At 61.3% G+C, this 19,523-nt stretch carries 23 protein-coding genes; 3 read left to right on the top strand and 20 right to left on the bottom strand.

From position 1 onward, the window contains the following. Positions 1-92 precede the first annotated feature (92 nt). Genes EP837_RS16780 through EP837_RS16750 form a run of 7 tightly spaced genes read right to left on the bottom strand, consistent with a single transcriptional unit; the run spans position 93 to position 6,208 of the window. Positions 93-1,556, bottom strand: a complete 1,464-nt coding sequence (locus EP837_RS16780) for an FAD-dependent oxidoreductase (RefSeq protein WP_066531106.1) — start codon at positions 1,554-1,556, stop codon at positions 93-95. A 30-nt stretch (positions 1,557-1,586) separates the two neighbouring features. Next, positions 1,587-2,342, bottom strand: a complete 756-nt coding sequence (locus EP837_RS16775; protein WP_066531743.1) for an SDR family NAD(P)-dependent oxidoreductase — start codon at positions 2,340-2,342, stop codon at positions 1,587-1,589. Positions 2,343-2,352: 10 nt separating this feature from the next. Next, positions 2,353-3,168: an SDR family NAD(P)-dependent oxidoreductase gene (locus EP837_RS16770; RefSeq protein ID WP_066531100.1), complete on the bottom strand. Its 816-nt coding sequence runs from the start codon at positions 3,166-3,168 to the stop codon at positions 2,353-2,355. Positions 3,169-3,172: 4 nt separating this feature from the next. Beyond that, positions 3,173-3,964 carry an SDR family NAD(P)-dependent oxidoreductase gene (locus tag EP837_RS16765; protein WP_066531097.1) on the bottom strand — a complete coding sequence of 264 codons (792 nt, stop codon included), beginning with the start codon at positions 3,962-3,964 and terminating at the stop codon, positions 3,173-3,175. Between the two features lie 35 nt (positions 3,965-3,999). Next, positions 4,000-5,073 carry an alkene reductase gene (locus EP837_RS16760; RefSeq protein ID WP_066531094.1) on the bottom strand — a complete coding sequence of 358 codons (1,074 nt, stop codon included), beginning with the start codon at positions 5,071-5,073 and terminating at the stop codon, positions 4,000-4,002. Then, a complete protein-coding gene (locus EP837_RS16755; protein WP_156518676.1) occupies positions 5,070-5,573 on the bottom strand; it encodes a hypothetical protein in 504 nt (167 codons plus the stop codon). The genes EP837_RS16760 and EP837_RS16755 overlap by 4 nt, the downstream gene beginning before the upstream one ends. A 5-nt stretch (positions 5,574-5,578) precedes the next feature. Beyond that, positions 5,579-6,208: a nuclear transport factor 2 family protein gene (locus EP837_RS16750; protein ID WP_225870625.1), complete on the bottom strand. Its 630-nt coding sequence runs from the start codon at positions 6,206-6,208 to the stop codon at positions 5,579-5,581. A gap of 77 nt (positions 6,209-6,285) precedes the next feature. On the opposite strand from EP837_RS16750, the gene EP837_RS16745 reads away from it, so the two are divergent. After that, entirely contained in the window at positions 6,286-7,374 is a 1,089-nt protein-coding gene (locus EP837_RS16745) for a helix-turn-helix transcriptional regulator (protein WP_066531089.1), read from the top strand. Here the strand turns inward: EP837_RS16745 and EP837_RS16740 are convergent. After that, on the bottom strand, positions 7,371-8,240 hold the full coding sequence (locus EP837_RS16740; RefSeq protein ID WP_066531088.1) for an LLM class flavin-dependent oxidoreductase: 870 nt from the start codon (positions 8,238-8,240) through the stop codon (positions 7,371-7,373). The genes EP837_RS16745 and EP837_RS16740 overlap by 4 nt on opposite strands. 256 nt (positions 8,241-8,496) lie before the next feature. Here EP837_RS16740 and EP837_RS16735 point away from each other — a divergent pair, with 256 nt between their 5' ends. Both EP837_RS16735 and EP837_RS20695 read left to right on the top strand, forming a co-directional pair. Beyond that, positions 8,497-9,285, top strand: coding sequence for an SDR family oxidoreductase (locus EP837_RS16735; RefSeq protein WP_066531086.1), 789 nt, complete (start codon positions 8,497-8,499; stop codon positions 9,283-9,285). A 16-nt stretch (positions 9,286-9,301) separates the two neighbouring features. Beyond that, positions 9,302-10,114 carry a nuclear transport factor 2 family protein gene (locus EP837_RS20695; protein WP_082919765.1) on the top strand — a complete coding sequence of 271 codons (813 nt, stop codon included), beginning with the start codon at positions 9,302-9,304 and terminating at the stop codon, positions 10,112-10,114. Positions 10,115-10,165: 51 nt separating this feature from the next. Here the strand turns inward: EP837_RS20695 and EP837_RS16725 are convergent, their stop codons facing one another. From EP837_RS16725 to EP837_RS16670, 12 genes are all read right to left on the bottom strand, one after another. Next, the gene (locus tag EP837_RS16725; RefSeq protein WP_066531084.1) at positions 10,166-10,723 is read right to left on the bottom strand and encodes a carboxymuconolactone decarboxylase family protein; all 558 of its coding nucleotides are present in this window, start codon (positions 10,721-10,723) and stop codon (positions 10,166-10,168) included. Positions 10,724-10,774: 51 nt separating this feature from the next. Continuing rightward, positions 10,775-11,557 (bottom strand): glucose 1-dehydrogenase, encoded by a 783-nt coding sequence (locus EP837_RS16720; RefSeq protein ID WP_066531083.1) that lies wholly within the window; start codon positions 11,555-11,557, stop codon positions 10,775-10,777. Positions 11,558-11,810: 253 nt separating this feature from the next. Next, the gene (locus tag EP837_RS16715; RefSeq protein WP_066531082.1) at positions 11,811-12,317 is read right to left on the bottom strand and encodes a nuclear transport factor 2 family protein; all 507 of its coding nucleotides are present in this window, start codon (positions 12,315-12,317) and stop codon (positions 11,811-11,813) included. 62 nt (positions 12,318-12,379) lie between these two features. Further along, entirely contained in the window at positions 12,380-12,871 is a 492-nt protein-coding gene (locus EP837_RS16710; RefSeq protein ID WP_082919764.1) for an Lrp/AsnC family transcriptional regulator, read from the bottom strand. Next, complete coding sequence (locus EP837_RS16705) at positions 12,868-13,350, bottom strand: Lrp/AsnC family transcriptional regulator (RefSeq protein WP_066531079.1); 483 nt, start codon at positions 13,348-13,350, stop codon at positions 12,868-12,870. Before EP837_RS16705 ends, EP837_RS16710 begins: the two co-directional genes overlap by 4 nt. 108 nt (positions 13,351-13,458) lie before the next feature. Then, on the bottom strand, positions 13,459-14,412 hold the full coding sequence (locus EP837_RS16700) for an alpha/beta hydrolase (protein WP_066531076.1): 954 nt from the start codon (positions 14,410-14,412) through the stop codon (positions 13,459-13,461). Next, on the bottom strand, positions 14,405-15,235 hold the full coding sequence (locus EP837_RS16695; RefSeq protein ID WP_066531075.1) for a sugar phosphate isomerase/epimerase family protein: 831 nt from the start codon (positions 15,233-15,235) through the stop codon (positions 14,405-14,407). Before EP837_RS16695 ends, EP837_RS16700 begins: the two co-directional genes overlap by 8 nt. Before the next feature lie 61 nt (positions 15,236-15,296). After that, positions 15,297-16,355 (bottom strand): 4-hydroxy-2-oxovalerate aldolase, encoded by a 1,059-nt coding sequence (gene dmpG, locus EP837_RS16690; protein ID WP_066531073.1) that lies wholly within the window; start codon positions 16,353-16,355, stop codon positions 15,297-15,299. After that, a complete protein-coding gene (locus EP837_RS16685) occupies positions 16,352-17,299 on the bottom strand; it encodes an acetaldehyde dehydrogenase (acetylating) (protein ID WP_066531072.1) in 948 nt (315 codons plus the stop codon). Before EP837_RS16685 ends, dmpG begins: the two co-directional genes overlap by 4 nt. Positions 17,300-17,353: 54 nt before the next feature. Beyond that, the gene (locus EP837_RS16680; RefSeq protein ID WP_082919819.1) at positions 17,354-18,058 is read right to left on the bottom strand and encodes a fumarylacetoacetate hydrolase family protein; all 705 of its coding nucleotides are present in this window, start codon (positions 18,056-18,058) and stop codon (positions 17,354-17,356) included. Between the two features lie 86 nt (positions 18,059-18,144). Then, the gene (locus EP837_RS16675) at positions 18,145-18,684 is read right to left on the bottom strand and encodes a flavin reductase family protein (protein ID WP_082919763.1); all 540 of its coding nucleotides are present in this window, start codon (positions 18,682-18,684) and stop codon (positions 18,145-18,147) included. Beyond that, positions 18,677-19,504, bottom strand: a complete 828-nt coding sequence (locus tag EP837_RS16670) for an alpha/beta fold hydrolase (protein ID WP_066531069.1) — start codon at positions 19,502-19,504, stop codon at positions 18,677-18,679. The genes EP837_RS16675 and EP837_RS16670 overlap by 8 nt, the downstream gene beginning before the upstream one ends. Positions 19,505-19,523 lie beyond the last annotated feature (19 nt).

The following is a 19,523-nucleotide window of genomic DNA, read 5'->3' as shown; positions in this document are numbered from 1 at the left end:
CCTGTCGGCTGTGTTCCTGCCGATAATGATGGCGCCCCGTGAGCCGAAGCGCATCATTCAAACGGATTAGAAATAATCAGCCAACAGAAGTCTCAGCCTTTTGCAGCGTTCCGCCCTGCCTGACGGCCGAAGAAGGTGCAATCGGCAAGACTGAGACCGGAGCTATAGCCATGTCCCCATGCAGGCAGGCCAGACGTGCAGCGTCCCGCGGCGAATAGGCCGGCGACTGGCGCGCCTGCGCGGTCCAGCACTTCGCCATCGGTCGATGTCCGCAGGCCGCCCAAGGTGAAGAAGCTGAAATAGCTGGTCGCGAAATTCAGCTCCAGCGCGACGAAGGGGCCATGCTCCAGCGGCTTCAGGATCGGCGGGAGCTTATGGAACAGCGGGTCGCGTCCTTCACGCGCATGAGCGTTGTAGAAGGTCATGGTCGCGGATAGCGTACCCGGCGCCATCTCCAGTTCAGCCTCCACCTCTTCCCAGGTCTCGCCGGTGCCTGCAATCGTCATGGCAGCCATCGGCAGCGGCTCGTCGAAATGGGCGATATCGAGGAGGAGGTAAACCTGGTCGCCCATCTGATCGACGGCCACGCGGCTGACGCGACCGTGGTAGCAGTCCTCGTTGATAAAACGCTGACCCGCCTGATTGACGAAGACGCCATGAGCCTGCGGCTCGGGCATCGTCCAGGGACAGGTGGTGAAGAATTGCTCCATATGGATTGCGTCACCGCCAGCGCCCACGCCCAATTCAATGCCGACGCCGTCGTCCTGGTCGCCGATCGGGCTGCTGATCTTGAAGGTTTCCGGGCAGTAGCGGCGGCGCATCGCCTCGTTGAACGCAAAGCCGCCGGTGGCGAGCACCACACCCCTGGCTGCGCGCACGAAGCGGTTGACATTGTCGATGCGCACAACGACGCCGACGACGCGCCGGTCTTCATTCTGCACAAGAGCGACGGCGCGGGCGTCGGTCGTGACTTCGACACCCAGCGAACGTGCGCGGGCTTCCAATATGTCGATCAGCGGCCGCCCGCCACCCCAACCCATATGAGCGATCACATGGCCGCGCGGCGCGGGCTTGGCGATGTTGCAAAAAGGCCAGGCAGCCTCGCTGCCAGACCAGATCAGAGTGGAATCGTCAGTCGGCTCGATATGTTTGCCGGGTAAAAAATTGCCTCGATAGGGAATGCCCTGCTCTTTTAACCACGCATAATGGTTGAGCGATTCTTGCGCATAGAGATCGCATTTCGCCTCATCCGCACAAGGTCCGCCCGCGGCCTTCAGATAAGCTGCGAGGTCCTCGGTCGAATCCTTGAACCCGCCGGCGCGCTGCGCATCGGTGCCGCCACCACCGCCGATATAGATTTCACCACCCGACAGGGCCGACGCGCCGCCGCTGCCCGAACCACGTTCGAACAGCATCACGCGCGCACCGCCCTGAGCGGCCTCAATCGCCGCGCAGGCGCCGGTCGCGCCAAAGCCAATGACAGCGACGTCCGTTTCGAAATCCCACTGCTGCACCTTAGCGGCGGGATAGGGGCGATGAAGCGATATTTCGGTCACGGAAGAACAGTCCTCTCCTGGCGATCCGGATCAGAAAGCCTTGGTCTGGCCCCCGTCCACCATCAGCGTTTGGCCGGTGATATAGCCTGCGGCGTCGCTTGCCAAGAAAACGGCGGCTGATCCAATATCTTTTTCGCAATCGCCGATACGTTTCAAAGCGACCTTGCTGATCTGCGTATTGTAATCGTCGGGCGCCCATTCTTTCCAGGCCATGACGCCGGGTGAGTTCGCGAAGGGGCAGATAATATTCACCCGCACACCGTCCACGCCCCATTCGCTGGCGGCCACCTTGGAGATGGCGCGGATCGCTTCCTTGGCGGCACAATATGAACCTTGAGTGGGGATGGCGTCGAATGCTGCGCCTGTGGCGAAATTGATGACGCTGCCCTTGCTCTCTACCAGATGCGGATAGGCTTCACGCATCAGGACGAACGTCGGCCAGAAGCCCGTGTCGAAGGAGATGTCCATCGCTTCGTCGGAGGTTTCCGCCAGCGGTAATTGCCGCGACGCCTGCGCCGCGTTGACCAAAATGTCGAGCTTGCCGAAATGACCGATCGCCGCCTCGACGATCTTGGCCAGTTGCGCGCGTTGCGCCAGATCGATTTGCAGGAAGTGTACCTCTCCGCCGAGCGCTCGCAATTCCGCCTCAGTCGCGCGGCCAAGCTCCTCCTCGCGATCGACGATCAGCACATTTGCGCCTGCCTTGACGAAAGCAGTTGCCACGCCCTTGGCTACGCCACGTGCGCCGCCGGTGACGATCGCCGCCTTACCCTCCAATGCCTGCATGTCCTGCTCCTTAGGAAAAATATGCGCCGCCATTAACAGTCACGATGCTGCCGGTGGCGAAGCTGCCGTCGTCGCCCGCGAGAAAGGCCACCGCCCCGGCTATTTCATCGGGGTGAGCCAGTCGCTTCATCAGGCTGTCAGCCGCGATCATGTCCTTGGTCTCGACCGGGAGGGTCGCATAGATCGGTGTTTCGGTCGCGCCAGGATTGACCGCATTGACCCTTATGCCGCGATCCGCGAGTTCGCGCGCCATGGCCCGCGTCATGCCAAGCACTGCTGCCTTGGCCGCGCAATAGGGTATGGGTCCATCACCCTTCACCGCTGAGGTCGATCCGATATTGACGATCGCGCCGCCGCTACCCTGCTCCACCATCAGTCGAACCGCCGCGCGGCTGCACTTGAACGTGCCGTCCAGAGTGACCGCCAGCACGCCCGCCCAGCCCTCATCCTCGCAATGGATGGTCTGATCGACGAAGGTGGAGGGCGTTTCGCCACGGGCCAGTTGCTCGCCGCGCTCGGCCTGCGCCGCATAATAGCGGTCCATACCGTCGCCCGGGGCGCTGCCCCGCCCGGCATTATTGACCAGCACATCGATGCCGCCGAGCGCCTGCTTCACCTCGGCGAAGGCGCGATCGACCGACGCGCTATCCGCGACGTTGCAGGCGATCCCCACATGCGGCGCGGGCAGGGCCGCGCCTGCGGCTCCCGCATCGAGATCCAGCACCGCGACCCGCGCGCCTTCTGCTGCGAGGCGGCGGGCGATGGCCGCACCGATCCCTTGCGCGCCGCCGGTCACGACTGCGCGCTTTCCCTTCAGTCTTTCCATGGTATCAATCCTCTACCGCAGGCCGCCAGGCGACGCCGTTCACCTGAGCTCCGCCATCTGCGAACAGGGTGTTGCCGCTCATATAGCCGCCGCCTTCGCTGGCCAGGAACACGGCAACCGGGCCTATATCCTTCTCCGCATCGCCAAAGCGGCCTGCCGGGACCTGGCGAAGGATCGCTTCGGTCATTTCCGGATTGGCCGCGAAATAGTCTTTCGCCTGCGGGCTGGTCGCGGACGGACAGATGACGTTGCACGTAATACCCGACGGGCCCCATTCCACCGCCGCTGTTCGGGTCAGCGCGCGCATCGCTTCCTTGCTCGCGTTATAGGCGACGGTAAACATGTGCGCGTTCACCCCGTTCAGCGAACCCAGGTTGATGACGCGGCCATAGCCTTGTGCCTTCATGATCGGGAAAGCAGCCTGCATTGCCCAGAACACGGCGTAATAGTTGAGGGCGAAGGAACCTTCCATTTCTTCGTCAGTGTGCTTTTCGATCCGCTTAGGAAAGCTGCCTCCTGCGTTGTTCACGAGGATATCCAGACGTCCGAAGCGCTTATGCGCGGCTTCCACCATCGCCTCGACCTCTGCGCGCTTGGTCACATCGGTCCGGGTGAAAAAGGCATCGACGCCGTGCGTGTCGCACAAATAGCGTACTTCTTCTTCACCCTGGTCGGCGTTGCGCTGAGCAATCGCAACATTTGCGCCAGCCTCGGCAAGGGCGCGAGCAATACCCTGGCCCACGCCCTGCCCGCCTCCGGTAACAAGCGCGGTGCGCCCTTCCAGCAGCTTGACCATAAACCTCTCCTTTTCTTAAAATCTTTGGATCGGGTTCAGAAACCCAGCACGGCATAGTCGGTATAACCTTTGCGATCGTCACCTTCGCCCGTGTAAAGATTCACGCGATCGGCCTTCGCAAGCGGTGCTCCAACACGGAAGCGCTCCACCAAGTCGGGATTGGCAATATAAAGGTAGCCGAACGAAACGGCGTCCGCCTTTCGGTTAGCGACGATCGCCCGCGCTTTGTCCAGGTTCAGGCCGCCATTTTCGATGATGGCTCCTGTCCAGTTCGCGCGCACCAAGTCGAGCGCGTCCTGCCCCTCCAGCGGAATGTGAATCAGATGGCAATAAGCAAGGCCCAGGCCATCGACCGCCTTGAGCAGCGCAGCATAGGTTTCATGCGGGTTGGCATCATTCATGCCGTTGAACTTGACCCCGGGGCAGATACGGAAGCCCACCCGGCCTGCACCCACTGCGCCAGCCAGCGCTTCGAGCAATTCGACGACGAAGCGGATGCGGTTTTCCACCGACCCGCCATAGCGATCGCTCCGCTGATTAGTGTTCGACGAGAGGAATTGCATCGGCAGGTAGCCGCTGGCGCAATGCAGCTCGACCCCGTCCAACCCCGCAGCGATCGCATTCCGTGCGGCTGCGACATATTCCGCGATCACGGCAGCTATTTCGCTGGTTTCCAGCGCACGTGGCATCGCCGTTTCGACCGGAATGCCGTCGGGTCCTGGGATCTTGTCCGGACATTGGATAGCCGAAGGCGCGATCGTTTCCGCGTCGGCATCCTTGTTCGCCTGCACCGCCGCGCGGCCGACATGCATGATCTGCATGACAATCTTGCCACCCTCTTCATGCACGGCGTCGGCAACCTTGCGCCATCCGGCCACCTGCGCTTCGCTATGGATGCCGGGGGTTCGCCAATAGCCCTTGCCGGCCGGCGAAGGCTGCGTGCCCTCAGTCACGATCAATCCCGCGCCAGCCCGCTGGCGGTAGTAATCGACCATGACATCGGTTGGCACATCGCCAGGGCCAGCCCGGTCGCGGGTCATGGGCGCCATCACGATACGGTTGGCCAGCGCGATGTCGCCGAGCGTCACAGGAGAAAAAATGTCAGTCATGGTACGAACCTTGGTGGTTGGCCTGCCTCAGCGAAAGCCTGCGTGATATAGGAGGGATAGTCAGCGCCGGTGAGGGCGCTCCAGCGCGCCCAGGCTCCAAGGTCCGTCATCTGCTGCCAGCGCGTGATGCGGCCCGCTGCGTCAAAGTGCCAGCGATCTGCAAGCCAAATCGGTTCAAGCACTGTGCCGTCAGGCTCTGTTCCCTCGAATTTGGCGAAAGACAGCACGGTGTCGCCACTGCCCGCCACGTCCAGATCGGTAACGCGCCAGTCGGGAATAGCCGCCCAATAATATTCTGCCTCTATTTGCAGGAAGAATGGTTCATCGGCAACATCATGCGGCTCAACCGGAATGACATGACCGCCGATCTCAGCCATTGCACCCGGAGCCCATACCAACAGCCCGCGCGGTGGCACGGGCATTCGATGCGCCTTCCAGGCGTCGGCATAGCCCTCGAACATGGTTCGGACAGCGGCCACATTACGTTCGAGCGGGCTCATAGCCTTCAGCTCCGCACGCGAGGCTTGGGCAGCGGCGCCCCGCGGCGCATGGTTTCGATGAACTTTTCCAGCGGCGCAGGCGGCTCGACCGGCCCGTCATGCGGCTGGCCCTGACGTTCCCAATAGGTTTTCCAGCTCGGAAACAAATCATGGAAACTGCCATGATAGGGCGGAACGCCTGGCCAGCGCATCTTGCGATCGCCGATAGGCGGCTTATTGAGGTCCGTCGCATACCAGTAAAGCGGCAGGCGGCGGCGGAAATACCAGCGGCCCTCGATCCGTTGATACTGGTCAAAATACATCATCTGCATGATGACCCATTCCGCGCCGGTCTCATGCTCATTCTTCGAATAGACGACGCCCCGCGCATTGTCGGGATCGTCAAAGTCGATGATGTGGCCGCCGATATGGTGTGACGTCCCGTCGAACTGCATCGAATGAGTTTCGTCGAACCAGTCGCGCAGAGCCTTTCGGCCCTGTTTGCCCCCACCAACCCGCACATCTTCGGGAAATAGATTTACCCACGCGTCAGAGTCGCGCATGTCAAGCGCCAGGGAATATTTCGCAGCAAGCTGGCGGATAGCGTCCAGCGACTCCAACCGGTCAATCCGCGCAATCAGGCTTTCGTCCACCACCCTCTCGATCCTCTCTGTTACCCTGCCTGTTTCCGCTATCGCCGGACCGCTGAAAATGCCAGAATAGCTCAAAGGTCATGACAAAAAGGCTCAACACCAAACATCTTTCCCGGCCCGTAGCCGCCCGCGTGTCCGTCGTCATCGCACGCGATCTTCTCCGCGTGGTGCACGAAATCGGCGAAGATCCGACCGCACTACTTCGGCAAGCGGGCCTGCCCCACTTAGTCGCCCCGCTGATCAACACCACGACCGTCCAACGTGGCTTGTCACAGGAGGATTTTACACGCCTTTACGCCCATTGTACTTGGGTGTTGGATGCCCAGGCCGCCCGGCAGGAAGGGCGCGAACCGCTCACCAAAGCGGGCGTGGACATGCTCTGCCACTGCATCATCACATGCCGCACCCTGCGCGATGTCATCGAGCGGACTGACCGGTTTTCGGAACTGATAGGTCCCCGCGCGGGCCGCCTAAGGCTCAAGATCGACGAAGCTGTCGCTCGCCTGGAAATGGCGACGCCCCGCCGGGTGCGTAATGCCAGCGCCTATGTGTCCGACCTTACCGGCCTTTCCACCTATTATAAATTATTTGGCTGGCTGATCGGAGAGGACATCCCGCTTCTGGGCGCAGCGATGAGATATCCTCCGCTGCTGGACGAACGCACCATTTCCTACCTGATGCCCGTCCCCATGCAGCATGGCGCACCGGAGAACAGCTTGCGCTTTCCTGCGGCATTTTTAGACCGCCCCGTCTTGCGCAGCCATCATGAACTGGAGCATCTGCTCGAACGCTTCCCCTTCGATGTGGAACAGCCGCAATCCCTAGATGCGCCATTGTCGGAGCGGATCCTGCACCTCTTCGGAGCGATGCTGGCGAGTGGCGAGGCCCCGGCGACCGCAGTGCAGTTGGCGCGGCAATTCAGCATCAGCGTTGCAACGCTCAAACGCCGCCTCGCCGACGAAGGCACATCCTTGGTGCAACTGAAGACCGAAGCGCGGCACGCACTTGCCACCGGCCTACTCGCTGATCCTCGGCTGACCATCACGGAGGTCGGGCGGCGCACCCAGTTCAGCGACACGAGCGCGTTTCGTCGCGCATTCCAGCAATGGACAGGAACGTCCCCTAGCCGCTGGCGGGAATTGCACCAACCCGCCGTCAGCGCCCGTTAATAGCGGGCGATGACAGCGTCGGCAAAGCGGCTGAGATCCGCGATCTTGTCTTCGAGCGGCTGGCTGTCTTCCTCCACGGCATAGAGGTTGCGGAAGGCCACGACAATATCAGTCACGCCCGCATCCTCATGTCGGCGCACCGCATCGACGTCGAGATCGCCAAAAGCCGAAGCAAAGATACGATAGGGTGCGTCGGCCCTACCCCGCTCCGCCCGATAGGCCGCAAGCTTCTCCAGCATAGGCAGCAACAGCTCCAGGCCGCCGCCAGCATACATCCAGCCATCGTTGCGCGCCGCACGCTTGAGCGCTGCGTCTGAATGACCGCCGATCAGGATAGGGACAGGTTTGGATGGCACAGGATTGATCTTTACCGGCGGCAGGTCAAAGAATTCGCCATGATATTCGAAATAGCCGCCATTGGTGAGGCCGCGAACAATATCTATGCATTCATCAAAGCGCTTGCCGCGCCCTTCCCAGGGAACGCCCATAACCTGATAATCTTCCGGCCAGACGCTAAGGCCGACGCCGAAGTTGAAGCGATTGTCATACAGCGCTTCGATCGAGGCAACGATCTTGGCGACATAGAGTGGGGGGCGAACCGGCAGCTTGACCACGTTGGTGGTAACTTCCAACCGCTCGGTTGCGCCAAGCATCGCTGTCACGTGGATGAAGGATTCGAGGAAGGGCTTGTTTTCCAAAAACTCCCGCCCGCCATCATCGGTATAGCTGTATTTCGTGCCGGAGCTTTGGGGATAGATGAGGCTGTCCGGCACGGTCATCCCGGCATAGCCCGCAGCCTCGGCCGCCCTCGCCAAAGGGATGTAATTTTCAATCGGCGTCATCGACTCGCCAAAGTGAAAACGCATCTTCCCTCTCCTTCCAAACGCCGTGATCTTATGCTGGGCGCCTTATCCATCCGGCCGCTCATCCAGTCAACAGGCAGGCAGCTTCATTCGTGCCCTACAATCAGCAGAATTACGCATATGAGTAGCGTACACGCCATCCTCCCCCAAAAAGCGCATTGATCAATTATATTTTCCTCCTATCCTGCAAGCATGGCTGTCGAGGACAGGCCGGGCGAAAACAAAAGTTTCGCGAACGGGATCGGGAAAGGAACAGAGGATGTTGCTCAAGGACAAGGTAGTGATCGTCAGCGGAGTGGGCCCCGGCATGGGCCAGGCACTCGCCCGTATCGCTGCAAGCGAAGGGGCCAGCGTGGTCCTAGCGGCCCGCAACAAGGCATTCCTCGATGAAGTTTCCGCCGACATCGTAGCCAAAGGCGGCAAGTCCATCGCCGTGCCTTGCGACGTGAGCGATGAAGCACAGTGCAAGGCACTGGCCGATCGCGCGGGTGCAGAATTTGGCGGGCGCGTCCATGGCTTGGTCAACAGCGCCTATTATCATGGCAATTGGAGCTTGGTTGAAAACGCCGATACGGAAGACTTCGCAAAGGCGTTCGACGTCAATTGCCTTGGGGCGCTGCGCCTGACCCGCGCCTGCGTGCCCTATCTACGTGACGGCGGCGCGGTGGTGAACGTATCGACCATGGCGACCGTCAATCCATACGGCACCGAGCATGGGATGGAAATGGGCTACGCGGTAGCGAAGGGCGGACTCAATACCCTGGGCAAATATATGGCAACCGATCTTGGGCGATTCGGTATTCGCGTGAATACCTGCCGCATGGGCTGGATCCATGGCGAGCCGGTCGAAGGCTTCATCAAGTCGCAGGTCGATGCGGGTCACAAGCGCGAGGATGTCGTTGCTGGCGTGACCAAGAACATTCCGATCGGCATCATCCCGCCGGAAGACGATTGCGCCCGCGCGGTACTGATGATGGTGTCGGACTATTCGCGTGTAGTCAGCGGCGCAGCGCTGGACGTCAACGGCGGTCAGTGGATGGCGCCCTGATCACAGGAGATTGCCGATGTTCAAGTGCGTCGCCCTGCTGAAGCGCAGGCGGGATCTCTCGCGTGAGGCGTTCATCGATTATTACGAGACGCAGCATGCGCCGTTGATCCGTCGCCTGCTGCCCGGCATCATCGATTATCGCCGGAACTATGTCGACCTGGAGGGGGCGTTCATTTTCCCCGGCGCCTCGCCGATCGACTTTGACGTGATCACCGAGATTTGGCTGGCCGACAAGCCAGCCTATGATCGATTTACCGCGGTGGCTGCACAGGATGAAATCGCTCTACAGATTGCACAGGACGAGGAGAATTTCCTCGACCGGGCGGCGACGCGCATGATGGTGGTCGAGGAGCGCGGGGGAAGCGCCCCCAACGTGCCCTCGCTCCAAGCGTTAGGGGACGAGCGGGAGATTGTGCGCGGCCTGTCGCGCTTCGCCCGCATCCTCGACAACAAGCAGTGGGATCGGCTGGGCGATGTTTTCGCCGACAGCATTTGTTTTGATTATGGCACCGGCGGAGACCAGCATGGCATGGCGGCGCTGACGGTCAACATGCGCCGTTTTCTGGATCGCTGCGGCAGCACGCAGCATCTGATCGGCAGCATCCTGGTTGATGTGGAGGGAAACCGGGCGACAAGCCGGTCCTATGTGCAGGCGCGCCATCAACGCGTCGATGACCCGGCGGGACCGATCTTCGATTCCAACGGTGAATATGTCGATCAATGGGAAAGGCGGCCGGAAGGCTGGCGGATCATTCGCCGGGATGCGCTTTGGGCCGCTCATACGGGCGACCCTATGATCCTGCACGCCGAATTAAATAACCTGGGCTGAACCGGCGCCAGCCTGCACGATTAGCTGATCTATCGCGCAGGCTGGCCGCTTTTAGGCGACTTCAGCGAAGGGCAGGCACACAGTGTCGAAGCCCAGCACATGGGCCACGCGGCCTAAGCCTACCCATGCAGCCACACAATGGGCGAGATCGACAATCTCCTCATCGGAGAAGAGGACGCGCGCGCGTTCCCAAAACCCTTCATCCTGGGCGATTTGTTTCGGCTCTTCAGCAAAACGCTCGGCAAACTCTATCGCTGTGCGCTCGCGCGGGCTGAACAAAGGTGACGTGCGCCAGTCCTCGACCGCTGCATAAAAGGCTTCGTCGGGAGCAGGGCCATTGTCCGCCACCGTATGGCCGGGGCGCTGTCCGGTCGCCGCGAACATGGACGGCGCATCGCGCGCGGCGCGAAACTGCTGGCAAATGATGCAGCCATTGATCTGTGCGGTACGCGACCGTGCGCCTTCAAACTCGCGCAGAGACAAAAGGCTGTGCTGATACACCGCTTTGGAAAAGCCGCCCGCCGCCGCCATGATTTCGCGCGCATGATTACGAGATGCGTGGCCGTAAGGGTCGGCGGCGTCCTGTTCGGGTATGTCGATACGGATCATGGCGTCTCTCCTTATGTGCTGCTTTCTTGATTGATCTGGCGTCTTCCCCCTTCAGTTCACACCTGGCGCGCCGGGGAAGTTTTCATAATATTGGCCGGTCAGCATACCGCCATCAACCGCGATCTCCGCACCCGCGAGATAAGAGGCCTCGTCGCTCGCCAGAAACAGCGTGGCGCGCGCAACCTCCTCCGGGGCACCGACGCGCTGCAGGGGCACATTGCCGAAGCGCTCGTTGACCTTCTCGCGGGTGGAGCCGTCCTGATTGGTCATAACCGTGTCCACGCCACCTGGATGCACCGAATTAACGCGAATACCCCGGTGCCCAAGTTCCAGCGCCGCCACGCGCGTTAGTCCCCGCACCCCCCATTTGCTGGAGGAATAGGCGGCAAGTCCGTTGGCGCCCTTCATCCCATCGACGGAGGAGATATTAACGATGGCGCCTTTTCCGCGTGCGATCATGCCAGGCGCGACCGCTTTGATCCCCAAAAACGCGCCGGTCAGATTAACCTTAAGCACCCGCTCATAGTCCCCAAGGCTTGTGTCTAGCAGCGTCCGGAACAGCAATATGCCCGCATTATTCACCAATATGTCGGTTGGTCCCAGGTCCGCTTCCACCGCGCGCACCAGTTCAGTCCAGCCATCTTCGCTCGTCACGTCATGATGATAGAAGCGCGCGGCGTCACCCAGTTCCGAAGCTAGCTCAGCGCCGTCGGCGTCCAGTACATCGGCAATGGCGACCTTCGCGCCCTCCTCGATAAAGAGGCGACTCGTCGCAGCGCCCATGCCCCTGGCGCCACCCGTGATGATCGCGATCTTACCTTGCAAACGGCCCATGGCGCCCTGCCTCTCCTCTGATTTTTCTGTAGCCGGGGTACGCATTATCCTGCGGTTCAAGCCACTCATTGCTCGATACGCGTTGTAAGCTGCCCCATGAAAGACGGCAACCGGATTCCATCCGCACGCCCTCATGATCGGTGTTCCCGCTGAAAATCCCGCTGAAAATGAGGCCGCGATGCTGCACTCCATCAACGAGTCCAGCTTCGCTCATGGCGAGAAAGCAGAGGTAGCCCTTTGCGCCTTTACGGCGTTATTGCGCCGCGGGCGCCTCACCCCACGCGAGATAGCGCGGTGTCCCGTCCTCGCCGATCTCTTCCGTCAGGATCGACGTAATCCGGCTAACCGACTCCGCTATCCACCAGCGGCCGTCCTGCTTGCGATAGACGTCCTGATATTCCACCGCGAGCCGGGTCACCGAACGGGTCGCGAGAATGATCGTCCGGAAATTCAGCGACCAGCGCCCGCGCGCTTCGGTGGGGCTAATCAGTTCAATGTCGGCATTGGTCGCATGGTGGATGTCATAGACACCGCCAGCCATCGCCATCTTCTGAAAAATAGCTATGAATTCGTCGCGATCGGTGAAGATTGGGAAGTTCTGATAATCGAGCCGGATTCCTTGCGGCAGAAAAGTTTCGCGCAACTCGTCAACCAGCTTGAGGTCGCAGGCACGCAGATAGCGCGCCTTCAACTGGCGAATGGCGTTGATATCCTCAAGTGCGGTGACACGGGCGGCAAGTTCTTCCAAACTGATGGGCATGACACTCTCCTCGGGGCCTGAGCCCCATCATTCAATTCTACAGGCAATCGCCCCGCTGCGCTTCAACCTTCGACAGGCTCGCGCGTGATTTTAGCGATCCCCGCCTCATATTTGAGGTTATGAACCGATATCGACGTTTCGACCCGCTGCACGCCCCGCAGGGGCCGAATATGCTCCGTCACAAGGTCATTTAGCTGCTCGATATTGGTGAAAAGCCCCATCGCTAGCAGGCTATAACGCCCCAGCAACACAACTACACAAGTGATCTCCGGAATATCGGATAGGCTTCGCGCCAGCTCCGACACATGCGACGGATCGGCATCGATGCCCATCATGCAAAGATTGGGCGATCCTGCCATGCGGAAATCGGTGACAACGGTGAACTGGATCAACCCTTCATTCTGCAGGCGCTTGATACGCGTCCGAATCGTACCTTCCGTTACCCCCAGTTCCGCCGCGATCGCCCGGTTGGAAATGCGCGCGTCTCGAGCGAGCTTTTCGACGATGCCCTGGTCCAGCTTGTCCAGGCGCGCCCATTCCGCCTTGGAGGTCAAAGCGGCACCACGTTGAATTCATATTTCACGATATCCACCGCCACCCCCGATGTGATGTGAATTACGCCGTCGATACCAGCAATATGTTCGAATAACATCTTCTGAACTTCACCGAAGTCGCGTAGAGCAACGAGCAGTTCAATATCATGTTCACCGCTCATGATATTCACGCTCAACACTTCAGGCAGGTCGGCAAGATCGCGTCCAACTTCCTGAACATTGCGCCCCAGCACCTTCACTCCCAGGGCGATGATCACATTATAGCCATGGGCAGCGAAGTCCGTGACAGCAACGACCCGCATCGCCCGAGCATCTTCCATCTTTTGAAGCCGCGCCGAGACAGTGGCAGCCGTCACAGAAAGCCGCTCGGCTATTTCCTGGTTAGTCGCGCGGCCGTTGGTGCGAAGGATCTCTATGATATTCCCATCGAGATTATCCAGCGATGGCGGCGTCGTCGTCCGCCCGCTTCTGATCTGCATTCTTGCCCCGCCTTCAAAAATGTAACCGTTTTAATAGCGCGCCCTTACGCGTTGCACCAGAGTCAATGCTGCCACCGCCATAACTTGCTGAGTGATGCGCCGCTTGTCTTACCCTGTTTCACCAGGGTGCAGCACCTTGCGGAGCGCTGCGACGGCATCGCGCTTCATCTGCCGGACGGGTGCTGCGTCTGGCAGTACGTCAAATCCGTGATAAGCGCCAGGATAGACATGCAATTCCACAGACACGCCCGCTTCAATCAGCCGCCGCGCATAGTCCATGTCCTCAACCAGGAACAGATCGAGCGCTCCGACCGCAATAAAGGCCGGCGGCAGGCCAGCAAGCTCCTCCGCGCGCGCGGGCGCAGCATAAGGCGACACATCGGCCGATCCCGGCTCCTGCCCCAACAGCGATCGCCACCCGAAAGCATTGGCCTGCGGCGTCCACACAAAAGCGCCAAGATGAGCGGGCAAACGGGTGATGCATGTGCGATCGTCCAGCATCGGATAGATCAGATTCTGATGCGCGATCGTGGGACCACCTCTATCGCGGGCGAGTAGCGCCAAGGCCGCCGCCAAGCCGCCGCCCGCACTTTCGCCGCGAACCGCGATCTTGGCGGGGTCCACCCCAAGCGCCGCTGCATTGCCGTGCAGCCACTCGAGCGCGGCATAGCAATCCTCTACCGCGCCGGGCGCAACGGTTTCGGGCGCTAAGCGATAATCGACCGACAAGATGAGTGCAGCAGTCGATGCTGCAAGTCCGATGTTCGACAGATGATTGGTGCTCACCGAGCCCATGACATAGCCGCCGCCATGAACATGCAGCACCGCCGGAAGAAGGCCATCCCCGTCCAACGGCCGATAAATTCTGACGAGCAGTTCATGTCCATCGGGCGCCTTGATGCGCTCTTCCCGCCATTCGACCCCGCTATCCTCGGGTTCTGGGACTGCAGCGCTCATCTGCTCCATACCTTCACGGATTATAGGCAGGCTTTCCGGCGTCAGGTCTAACGGGGGCATGAAGTCCAGCCCTGGCAACAAGGATGGGTCGATCAGGTCACGCATCTTGCTCTCCTGTTTGTCTTATAAATCCCCTTGCTGCTTTGACGGCATTTCGGGCGCGTTCGAGGGGGGATAGTCCTTTGTCGATGGCGTTTTGCTGGGGTATTTCGATGCTGAGGGGTGTGTTGGGATTGAGGGCGTTGAGGAAGGCGGGGATGGGGAACGCGCCTTGTCCGGGGAGGAGGCGCTGGATGCCGGCTTCCCATTCGATTTGGGCGGGATCGATGGTGGCGGGTCCGTCGGCGAGTTGGGCAATGGCTATGGCAGGGTGGTTGAGGAGGACGAAGCTAGCGTCGACATCGCCGCCGCGCATGACGTGGAGGAGGTCGAGGGTGACACCAACGTCGCTGCGGCCGGTCTTGTCGATTTCGCCGAGGGCTTCGCTGAGGGTCTTGACCTGGGAGGGTGGATAAAATTCGATGGCGAGCGCGATGCCATAGGTTGCGGCGAGCTCGGCCAGTTCGACGAGCCTTTCGGTGCGACGGACAGGATCGCGATCGTAGCACAGGACGTTGGCGAGGGGGGCGCCCAGGCTTGCGCCGGCCTCGAGCACGGGGGCGAACGCGGCGGGGTCGGTACGCCCGGCCATGGTGAAGGGATAGAGGAGGTCGACGCTGACCCCGGTCGCGGCGAGCGCATCACGGGTCCTGCGCAACGCCTGGGGATCGCGCACCAGATCATAGGGCGGCATGGCGGGCAGCACCTCCATCGCATGGAGGAACGGGCAGATGCCGGCGCAGCCGGTCTCTCCGGCGATCTCGGCGAGCTGCCAGGGGGTGGTGTCCGTGACGGTGATATGGTCGAGCGACAGACGCCTTTCGGCCATATCCTCTCCTTTTGTTGAATGTGAGCCTGGGCGCGGCGGTTGGCCGCGCCCCAGTGGCATGTCAGCCGGCGGCTTCGCGCTCCTTGAGCATGTCGAGCGCGACATCGACGATCATGTCTTCCTGACCGCCGACCATCTTGCGGCGGCCTAGTTCAACGAGGATGGTGCGGGTGTCGAGGCCGTAGGTTTCGGCGGCCTTCTCGGCATGGCGCAGGAAAGAGGAATAGACCCCCGCATAGCCAAGCGCCAAGGTTTCGCGGTCGACCCGGACCGGGCGGTCCTGTAGCGGGCGGACAAGATCCTCAGCCGCGTCCATCAGCGCCATGACGTCGCATCCATGGTTCCAGCCCTTGCGCTGGGCGGCGGCGATGAACACTTCCAAGGGCGCATTGCCCGCGCCCGCGCCCATGCCGGTGAGCGAGGCGTCGATGCGCACCGCGCCAGCCTGGGCGGCGACGATCGAGTTGGCGACGCCAAGCGAGAGATTATGGTGGGCGTGGATGCCGCGCTGGGTTTCGGGTTTGAGGACCCGGTCATAGGCTTCAAGCCGGGCCTTGACTCCATCCATGTCGAGCGCGCCGCCGCTGTCGGTCACATAGACACACTGCGCGCCATAGCTTTCCATGAGGAGGGCTTGGCTCGCGAGCGCGTCGGCGTCGATCATGTGGCTCATCATGAGGAAGCCCGAGACGTCCATGCCAAGGTCGCGGGCGATGCCGATATGCTGCTTGGAAACGTCGGCCTCGGTGCAGTGGGTCGCGACGCGGACCGAACGCACGCCGATGTCATAGGCGCGCTTCAATTCCTCGACCGTGCCCACGCCGGGCAGGATGAGGGTGGTGAGCACCGACCGGTCAAGCACCGAGGCGACCGCTTCGAGCCATTCCCAGTCGGTATGCGCGCCAAAGCCATAGTTGAAGCTGGCGCCATTGAGGCCGTCGCCATGGGCGACCTCGATCGCGTCGACGCCTGCGTCGTCCAATGCCTTGGCGATCGATTTCACATGGTCGATGCCGTACATGTGGCGGATGGCGTGCATGCCATCGCGCAGGGTGACGTCCTGGATATAGAGCTTGTCGCCCGCTTCCACGTTGAACGGCTTGTTTGACTGGGCGCTCATGCTGCCACCTTCTTTCCTTCGCGGATGCGCTGCGCGAGCAGCTCGCCGGTCGCCTTGGCGGCGGCGGTCATGATGTCGAGATTGCCCGAATAGCTCGGCAGATAATCACCCGCCCCTTCGACCTCGAGCAGGATCATGGTCTTGATGCCGGTGAACTCGCCGCGGCCAGGGATCTTGAGCTTGTTATTGTCGCCAAACCGCTCGAACTGCACTTCCTGCTTCAAGCGATAGCCCGGCACATAGGCCTGGACCTTCTCGACCATCGCCTCGACCGAGGCGCGGATGGTGTCTTCGTCGGCGCCTTCGGAGAGGGTGAAGACGGTGTCGCGCATGATCATCGGCGGTTCGGCGGGATTGAGGATGATGATCGCTTTGCCCTGGGCCGCGCCGCCAACCTTTTCGATGGCACCAGCGGTGGTGCGGGTGAACTCGTCGATATTGGCGCGGGTGCCAGGACCCGCCGAGCGCGAGGAGACTGAGGCGACGATCTCGGCATAATGAACGGTAGCGACTTGACTGACCGCAGCGACCATTGGGATTGTCGCCTGCCCGCCGCAGGTCACCATGTTGACGTTTCCGGCATCAAGATTGGCTTCGCCGTTGACCGTGGGGATGGTGTAGGGGCCGATCGCGGCGGGGGTCAAGTCCACCACCTGCTTGCCGTCGGCGCGCAGCGCTGCGTCATGCACCTTGTGGGCGTAAGCCGAGGTCGCGTCGAAGACGATGCCGATGTCGGGATAGACTGACATTTTCTTGAGGCCGTCAATGCCTTCATGGGTGGTGGCGACGCCGCGCTCGCGCGCCATGGCGAGACCCTCAGAGGCCTCGTCGATGCCGACCACGGCCACCAATTCCATATTCTGCGGATATTTGATCATCTTGATCATAAGATCGGTGCCGATATTGCCCGACCCGATGATCGCCGCCTTGACCTTGTCCGTCATGATTCACTCCTCAGGGGGCATCGCCGGGATTCCAAGCGATGCGCCATATTCGATCTAGATAAAGCGCGCGGTGCAGCTGCCAACGCCGTGCAGCTGCATCTCGAATATGTCGCCGGCCTTGGCCGGTTCAAGCGGCACCAGGCTGCCTGACAATATCACATCGCCAGCGTCCAGGGTAACGCCATAGGCGCCCAGCGTATTGGCGAGCCAGGCGACCGCCTGAGCAGGCGAGCCCTGCACCGCATGGCCATAGCCCTCCGACAAAGGCTCGCCATTTTTGGTGACGGTGACATAGAGGCTGGGAAGGTCGTGCACGCGTGGATCGGCGCGTGCCTCGCCCAGCACATAGACGCCGCAGGACGCATTGTCGGCGACGGTATCGACGATACCGATCTTCCAGTCCTGAATGCGGCTGTCAACGATCTCGAAACAGGGGACGATACTTTCCGTCGCGGCGATCACATCTTCCGCCGTGACCCCCGGTCCTTTGAGGCTGTCCTTGAGGATGAAGCCGATTTCGGCCTCGGCGCGGGGCGCGATGAGGCCGTTGCCCGCAACATCGATATCGCCTTCAATGAACATGCGGTCCGTAAGGAAGCCGAAATCGGGCTGGTGTACGCCTAGCATGTCCTGCACCGCCTTGGAGGTGACGCCGATCTTCTTGCCGATGACGCGCTCGCCATCATTTTTGCGCTTCTCCAGCGCGCCCAGCGAGATGGCATAGGCATCGTCGATGGTGAGCTCAGGGTAACGCGCCATCAGCGGCGGCACGGTGATCCCCGCGCGCAGCGCCTGGTAAAGCTCGTCGGCGAGGCTATCATTAAGGCTCTGGGCGTTAAGATCGCTCACAGATAGGCTCCATCCTGGAAGATGAGGGGATTGACCGCTTCGCTCAGGCGCACCGCCTCGACCCTCGCGATGACGATGCTGTGGGTGCCATAGGGGGTCATGCTGTCTATCGTGCAGCTAAGGTTCGCCTGCGCCTCCTCCAGGATTGGCAAGCCATGGGCATCGGGGGTCCAGCTGCCCACACCAAAGCGCGCATCGCGCGCTACCGCGCCGCCAAAGGCGGCGGAGACGTCGCGCTGGTGGCGCGAGAGGAGGTTGATGCTGACTGGGCAGCCGGGCGATAGATGGGCGTGGATGCTCGCCGTCTGGTTGACGCAGACGAGCACGGCGGGCGGGTCCATGGTGAGCGAAGTGATCGAGGTCGCGGCCATGCCGACCGGCGCCTCGTCGCCTAGCGCGGTGACGATCGCCACGCCTGAAGCGAGGCGACGCATCGCGCCCTTGAGGCCCGCAGAAATGACGGCCGGATCAGAGGCGCGGCCGGCAGTAACGTCAGTAGCTTCAGGAGCGGCTACAGCAGGGGCGACGTCAGCCATTCTTCAGGAAGTCCAGCGAATAGCGGTTGAACTCCTGCGCGCGCTCGACCTGGACCCAGTGGCCTGTCTGCGAGAAGGTGAGGCAGCGCACATCGGGACAAGCGTCGAGAAACAGGCGCGCGTGGCTTTCGGGGCAGAATTCATCGTTGAGGCCCCAGAGTACGAAGATGGGCTGGCAGACCTCGCCAAGGCGCGGGCCTAAGTCCGGGGTCTTCACCCGTGCGAGCACATCCTTGGGCTGGGTGCGCGCGACCGCGAAACGCTCCTCGACCAGCGCGTCGGTGACATGGTGGAGCGAGGAGGGATGCATAAGGTTGCTGATGAGGCGGCGCTGTTCCTCGATATTGAAATCGGGACTGCCAAAGCCCGAGCGCATCTTGGCGATGCCAGGCATGGTGAAATAGCTTGCCTGTTCAGCCACACAGCCCGGCGCCATGAGGATGAGCTTGCCGACGGCGAATTCGGGATGGTCGAGCGCGATCTGGAGGGCGATGCCGCCGCCCAGCGAGTTGCCGACGAGATGGCCGCCGGTGACGCCATGCTGCCCCAGCGCATCGAGCAGCGTCTGCGTAAACAGCTCGAGCGGATAGTCGGCTTCGGGCTTGGAGGATTGGCCATAGCCGATGAGGTCGGGCAGGATGACGCGGTAGCCAGCGTCGGCAAAGGTCTGGGCGTTGTTGCGGAAGTTCGACGCCCCAGACGCGCCTGGCCCGCTGCCATGGATGAAGATGACGACCGGGCCGTCTCCGGGGATTTCCGCGACCGAAATCTCATATCCACCCGCGACCTTATAGGTCTTGCGGCTCAGTTCCTTGGCCATGAAGGATCCTCTTTTTTTT

This window comes from Sphingobium sp. EP60837 (assembly GCF_001658005.1).
GTDB classification, from domain to species: domain Bacteria; phylum Pseudomonadota; class Alphaproteobacteria; order Sphingomonadales; family Sphingomonadaceae; genus Sphingobium; species Sphingobium tyrosinilyticum.
The sequence above is the reverse complement of the archived record's forward strand: the minus strand, read 5'-3'. Positions and strand labels throughout refer to the sequence as shown.

Bases quoted from the DNA above. Each gene is read 5' to 3' on its own strand.
- EP837_RS16775 (WP_066531743.1), bottom strand. From the start codon at position 2,342: ATGCAGGCATTGGAGGGTAAGGCGGCGATCGTCACCGGCGGCGCACGT.
- EP837_RS16745 (WP_066531089.1), top strand. From the start codon at position 6,286: ATGACAAAAAGGCTCAACACCAAACATCTTTCCCGGCCCGTAGCCGCC.
- EP837_RS16695 (WP_066531075.1), bottom strand. From the start codon at position 15,235: ATGGCCGAAAGGCGTCTGTCGCTCGACCATATCACCGTCACGGACACC.
- EP837_RS16755 (WP_156518676.1), bottom strand. From the start codon at position 5,573: ATGAGCCCGCTCGAACGTAATGTGGCCGCTGTCCGAACCATGTTCGAG.
- EP837_RS16670 (WP_066531069.1), bottom strand. From the start codon at position 19,504: ATGGCCAAGGAACTGAGCCGCAAGACCTATAAGGTCGCGGGTGGATAT.
- EP837_RS16725 (WP_066531084.1), bottom strand. From the start codon at position 10,723: ATGATCCGTATCGACATACCCGAACAGGACGCCGCCGACCCTTACGGC.
- EP837_RS16680 (WP_082919819.1), bottom strand. From the start codon at position 18,058: ATGGCGCGTTACCCTGAGCTCACCATCGACGATGCCTATGCCATCTCG.
- EP837_RS16765 (WP_066531097.1), bottom strand. From the start codon at position 3,964: ATGGTCAAGCTGCTGGAAGGGCGCACCGCGCTTGTTACCGGAGGCGGG.
- EP837_RS16700 (WP_066531076.1), bottom strand. From the start codon at position 14,412: ATGCGTGACCTGATCGACCCATCCTTGTTGCCAGGGCTGGACTTCATG.
- EP837_RS16685 (WP_066531072.1), bottom strand. From the start codon at position 17,299: ATGACGGACAAGGTCAAGGCGGCGATCATCGGGTCGGGCAATATCGGC.
- EP837_RS16720 (WP_066531083.1), bottom strand. From the start codon at position 11,557: ATGGGCCGTTTGCAAGGTAAGATCGCGATCATCACGGGTGGCGCCAGG.
- EP837_RS16675 (WP_082919763.1), bottom strand. From the start codon at position 18,684: ATGGCTGACGTCGCCCCTGCTGTAGCCGCTCCTGAAGCTACTGACGTT.
- dmpG (WP_066531073.1), bottom strand. From the start codon at position 16,355: ATGAGCGCCCAGTCAAACAAGCCGTTCAACGTGGAAGCGGGCGACAAG.
- EP837_RS16735 (WP_066531086.1), top strand. From the start codon at position 8,497: ATGTTGCTCAAGGACAAGGTAGTGATCGTCAGCGGAGTGGGCCCCGGC.
- EP837_RS16715 (WP_066531082.1), bottom strand. From the start codon at position 12,317: ATGCCCATCAGTTTGGAAGAACTTGCCGCCCGTGTCACCGCACTTGAG.
- EP837_RS16770 (WP_066531100.1), bottom strand. From the start codon at position 3,168: ATGGAAAGACTGAAGGGAAAGCGCGCAGTCGTGACCGGCGGCGCGCAA.
- EP837_RS16740 (WP_066531088.1), bottom strand. From the start codon at position 8,240: ATGCGTTTTCACTTTGGCGAGTCGATGACGCCGATTGAAAATTACATC.
- EP837_RS20695 (WP_082919765.1), top strand. From the start codon at position 9,302: ATGTTCAAGTGCGTCGCCCTGCTGAAGCGCAGGCGGGATCTCTCGCGT.
- EP837_RS16705 (WP_066531079.1), bottom strand. From the start codon at position 13,350: ATGCAGATCAGAAGCGGGCGGACGACGACGCCGCCATCGCTGGATAAT.
- EP837_RS16760 (WP_066531094.1), bottom strand. From the start codon at position 5,073: ATGACTGACATTTTTTCTCCTGTGACGCTCGGCGACATCGCGCTGGCC.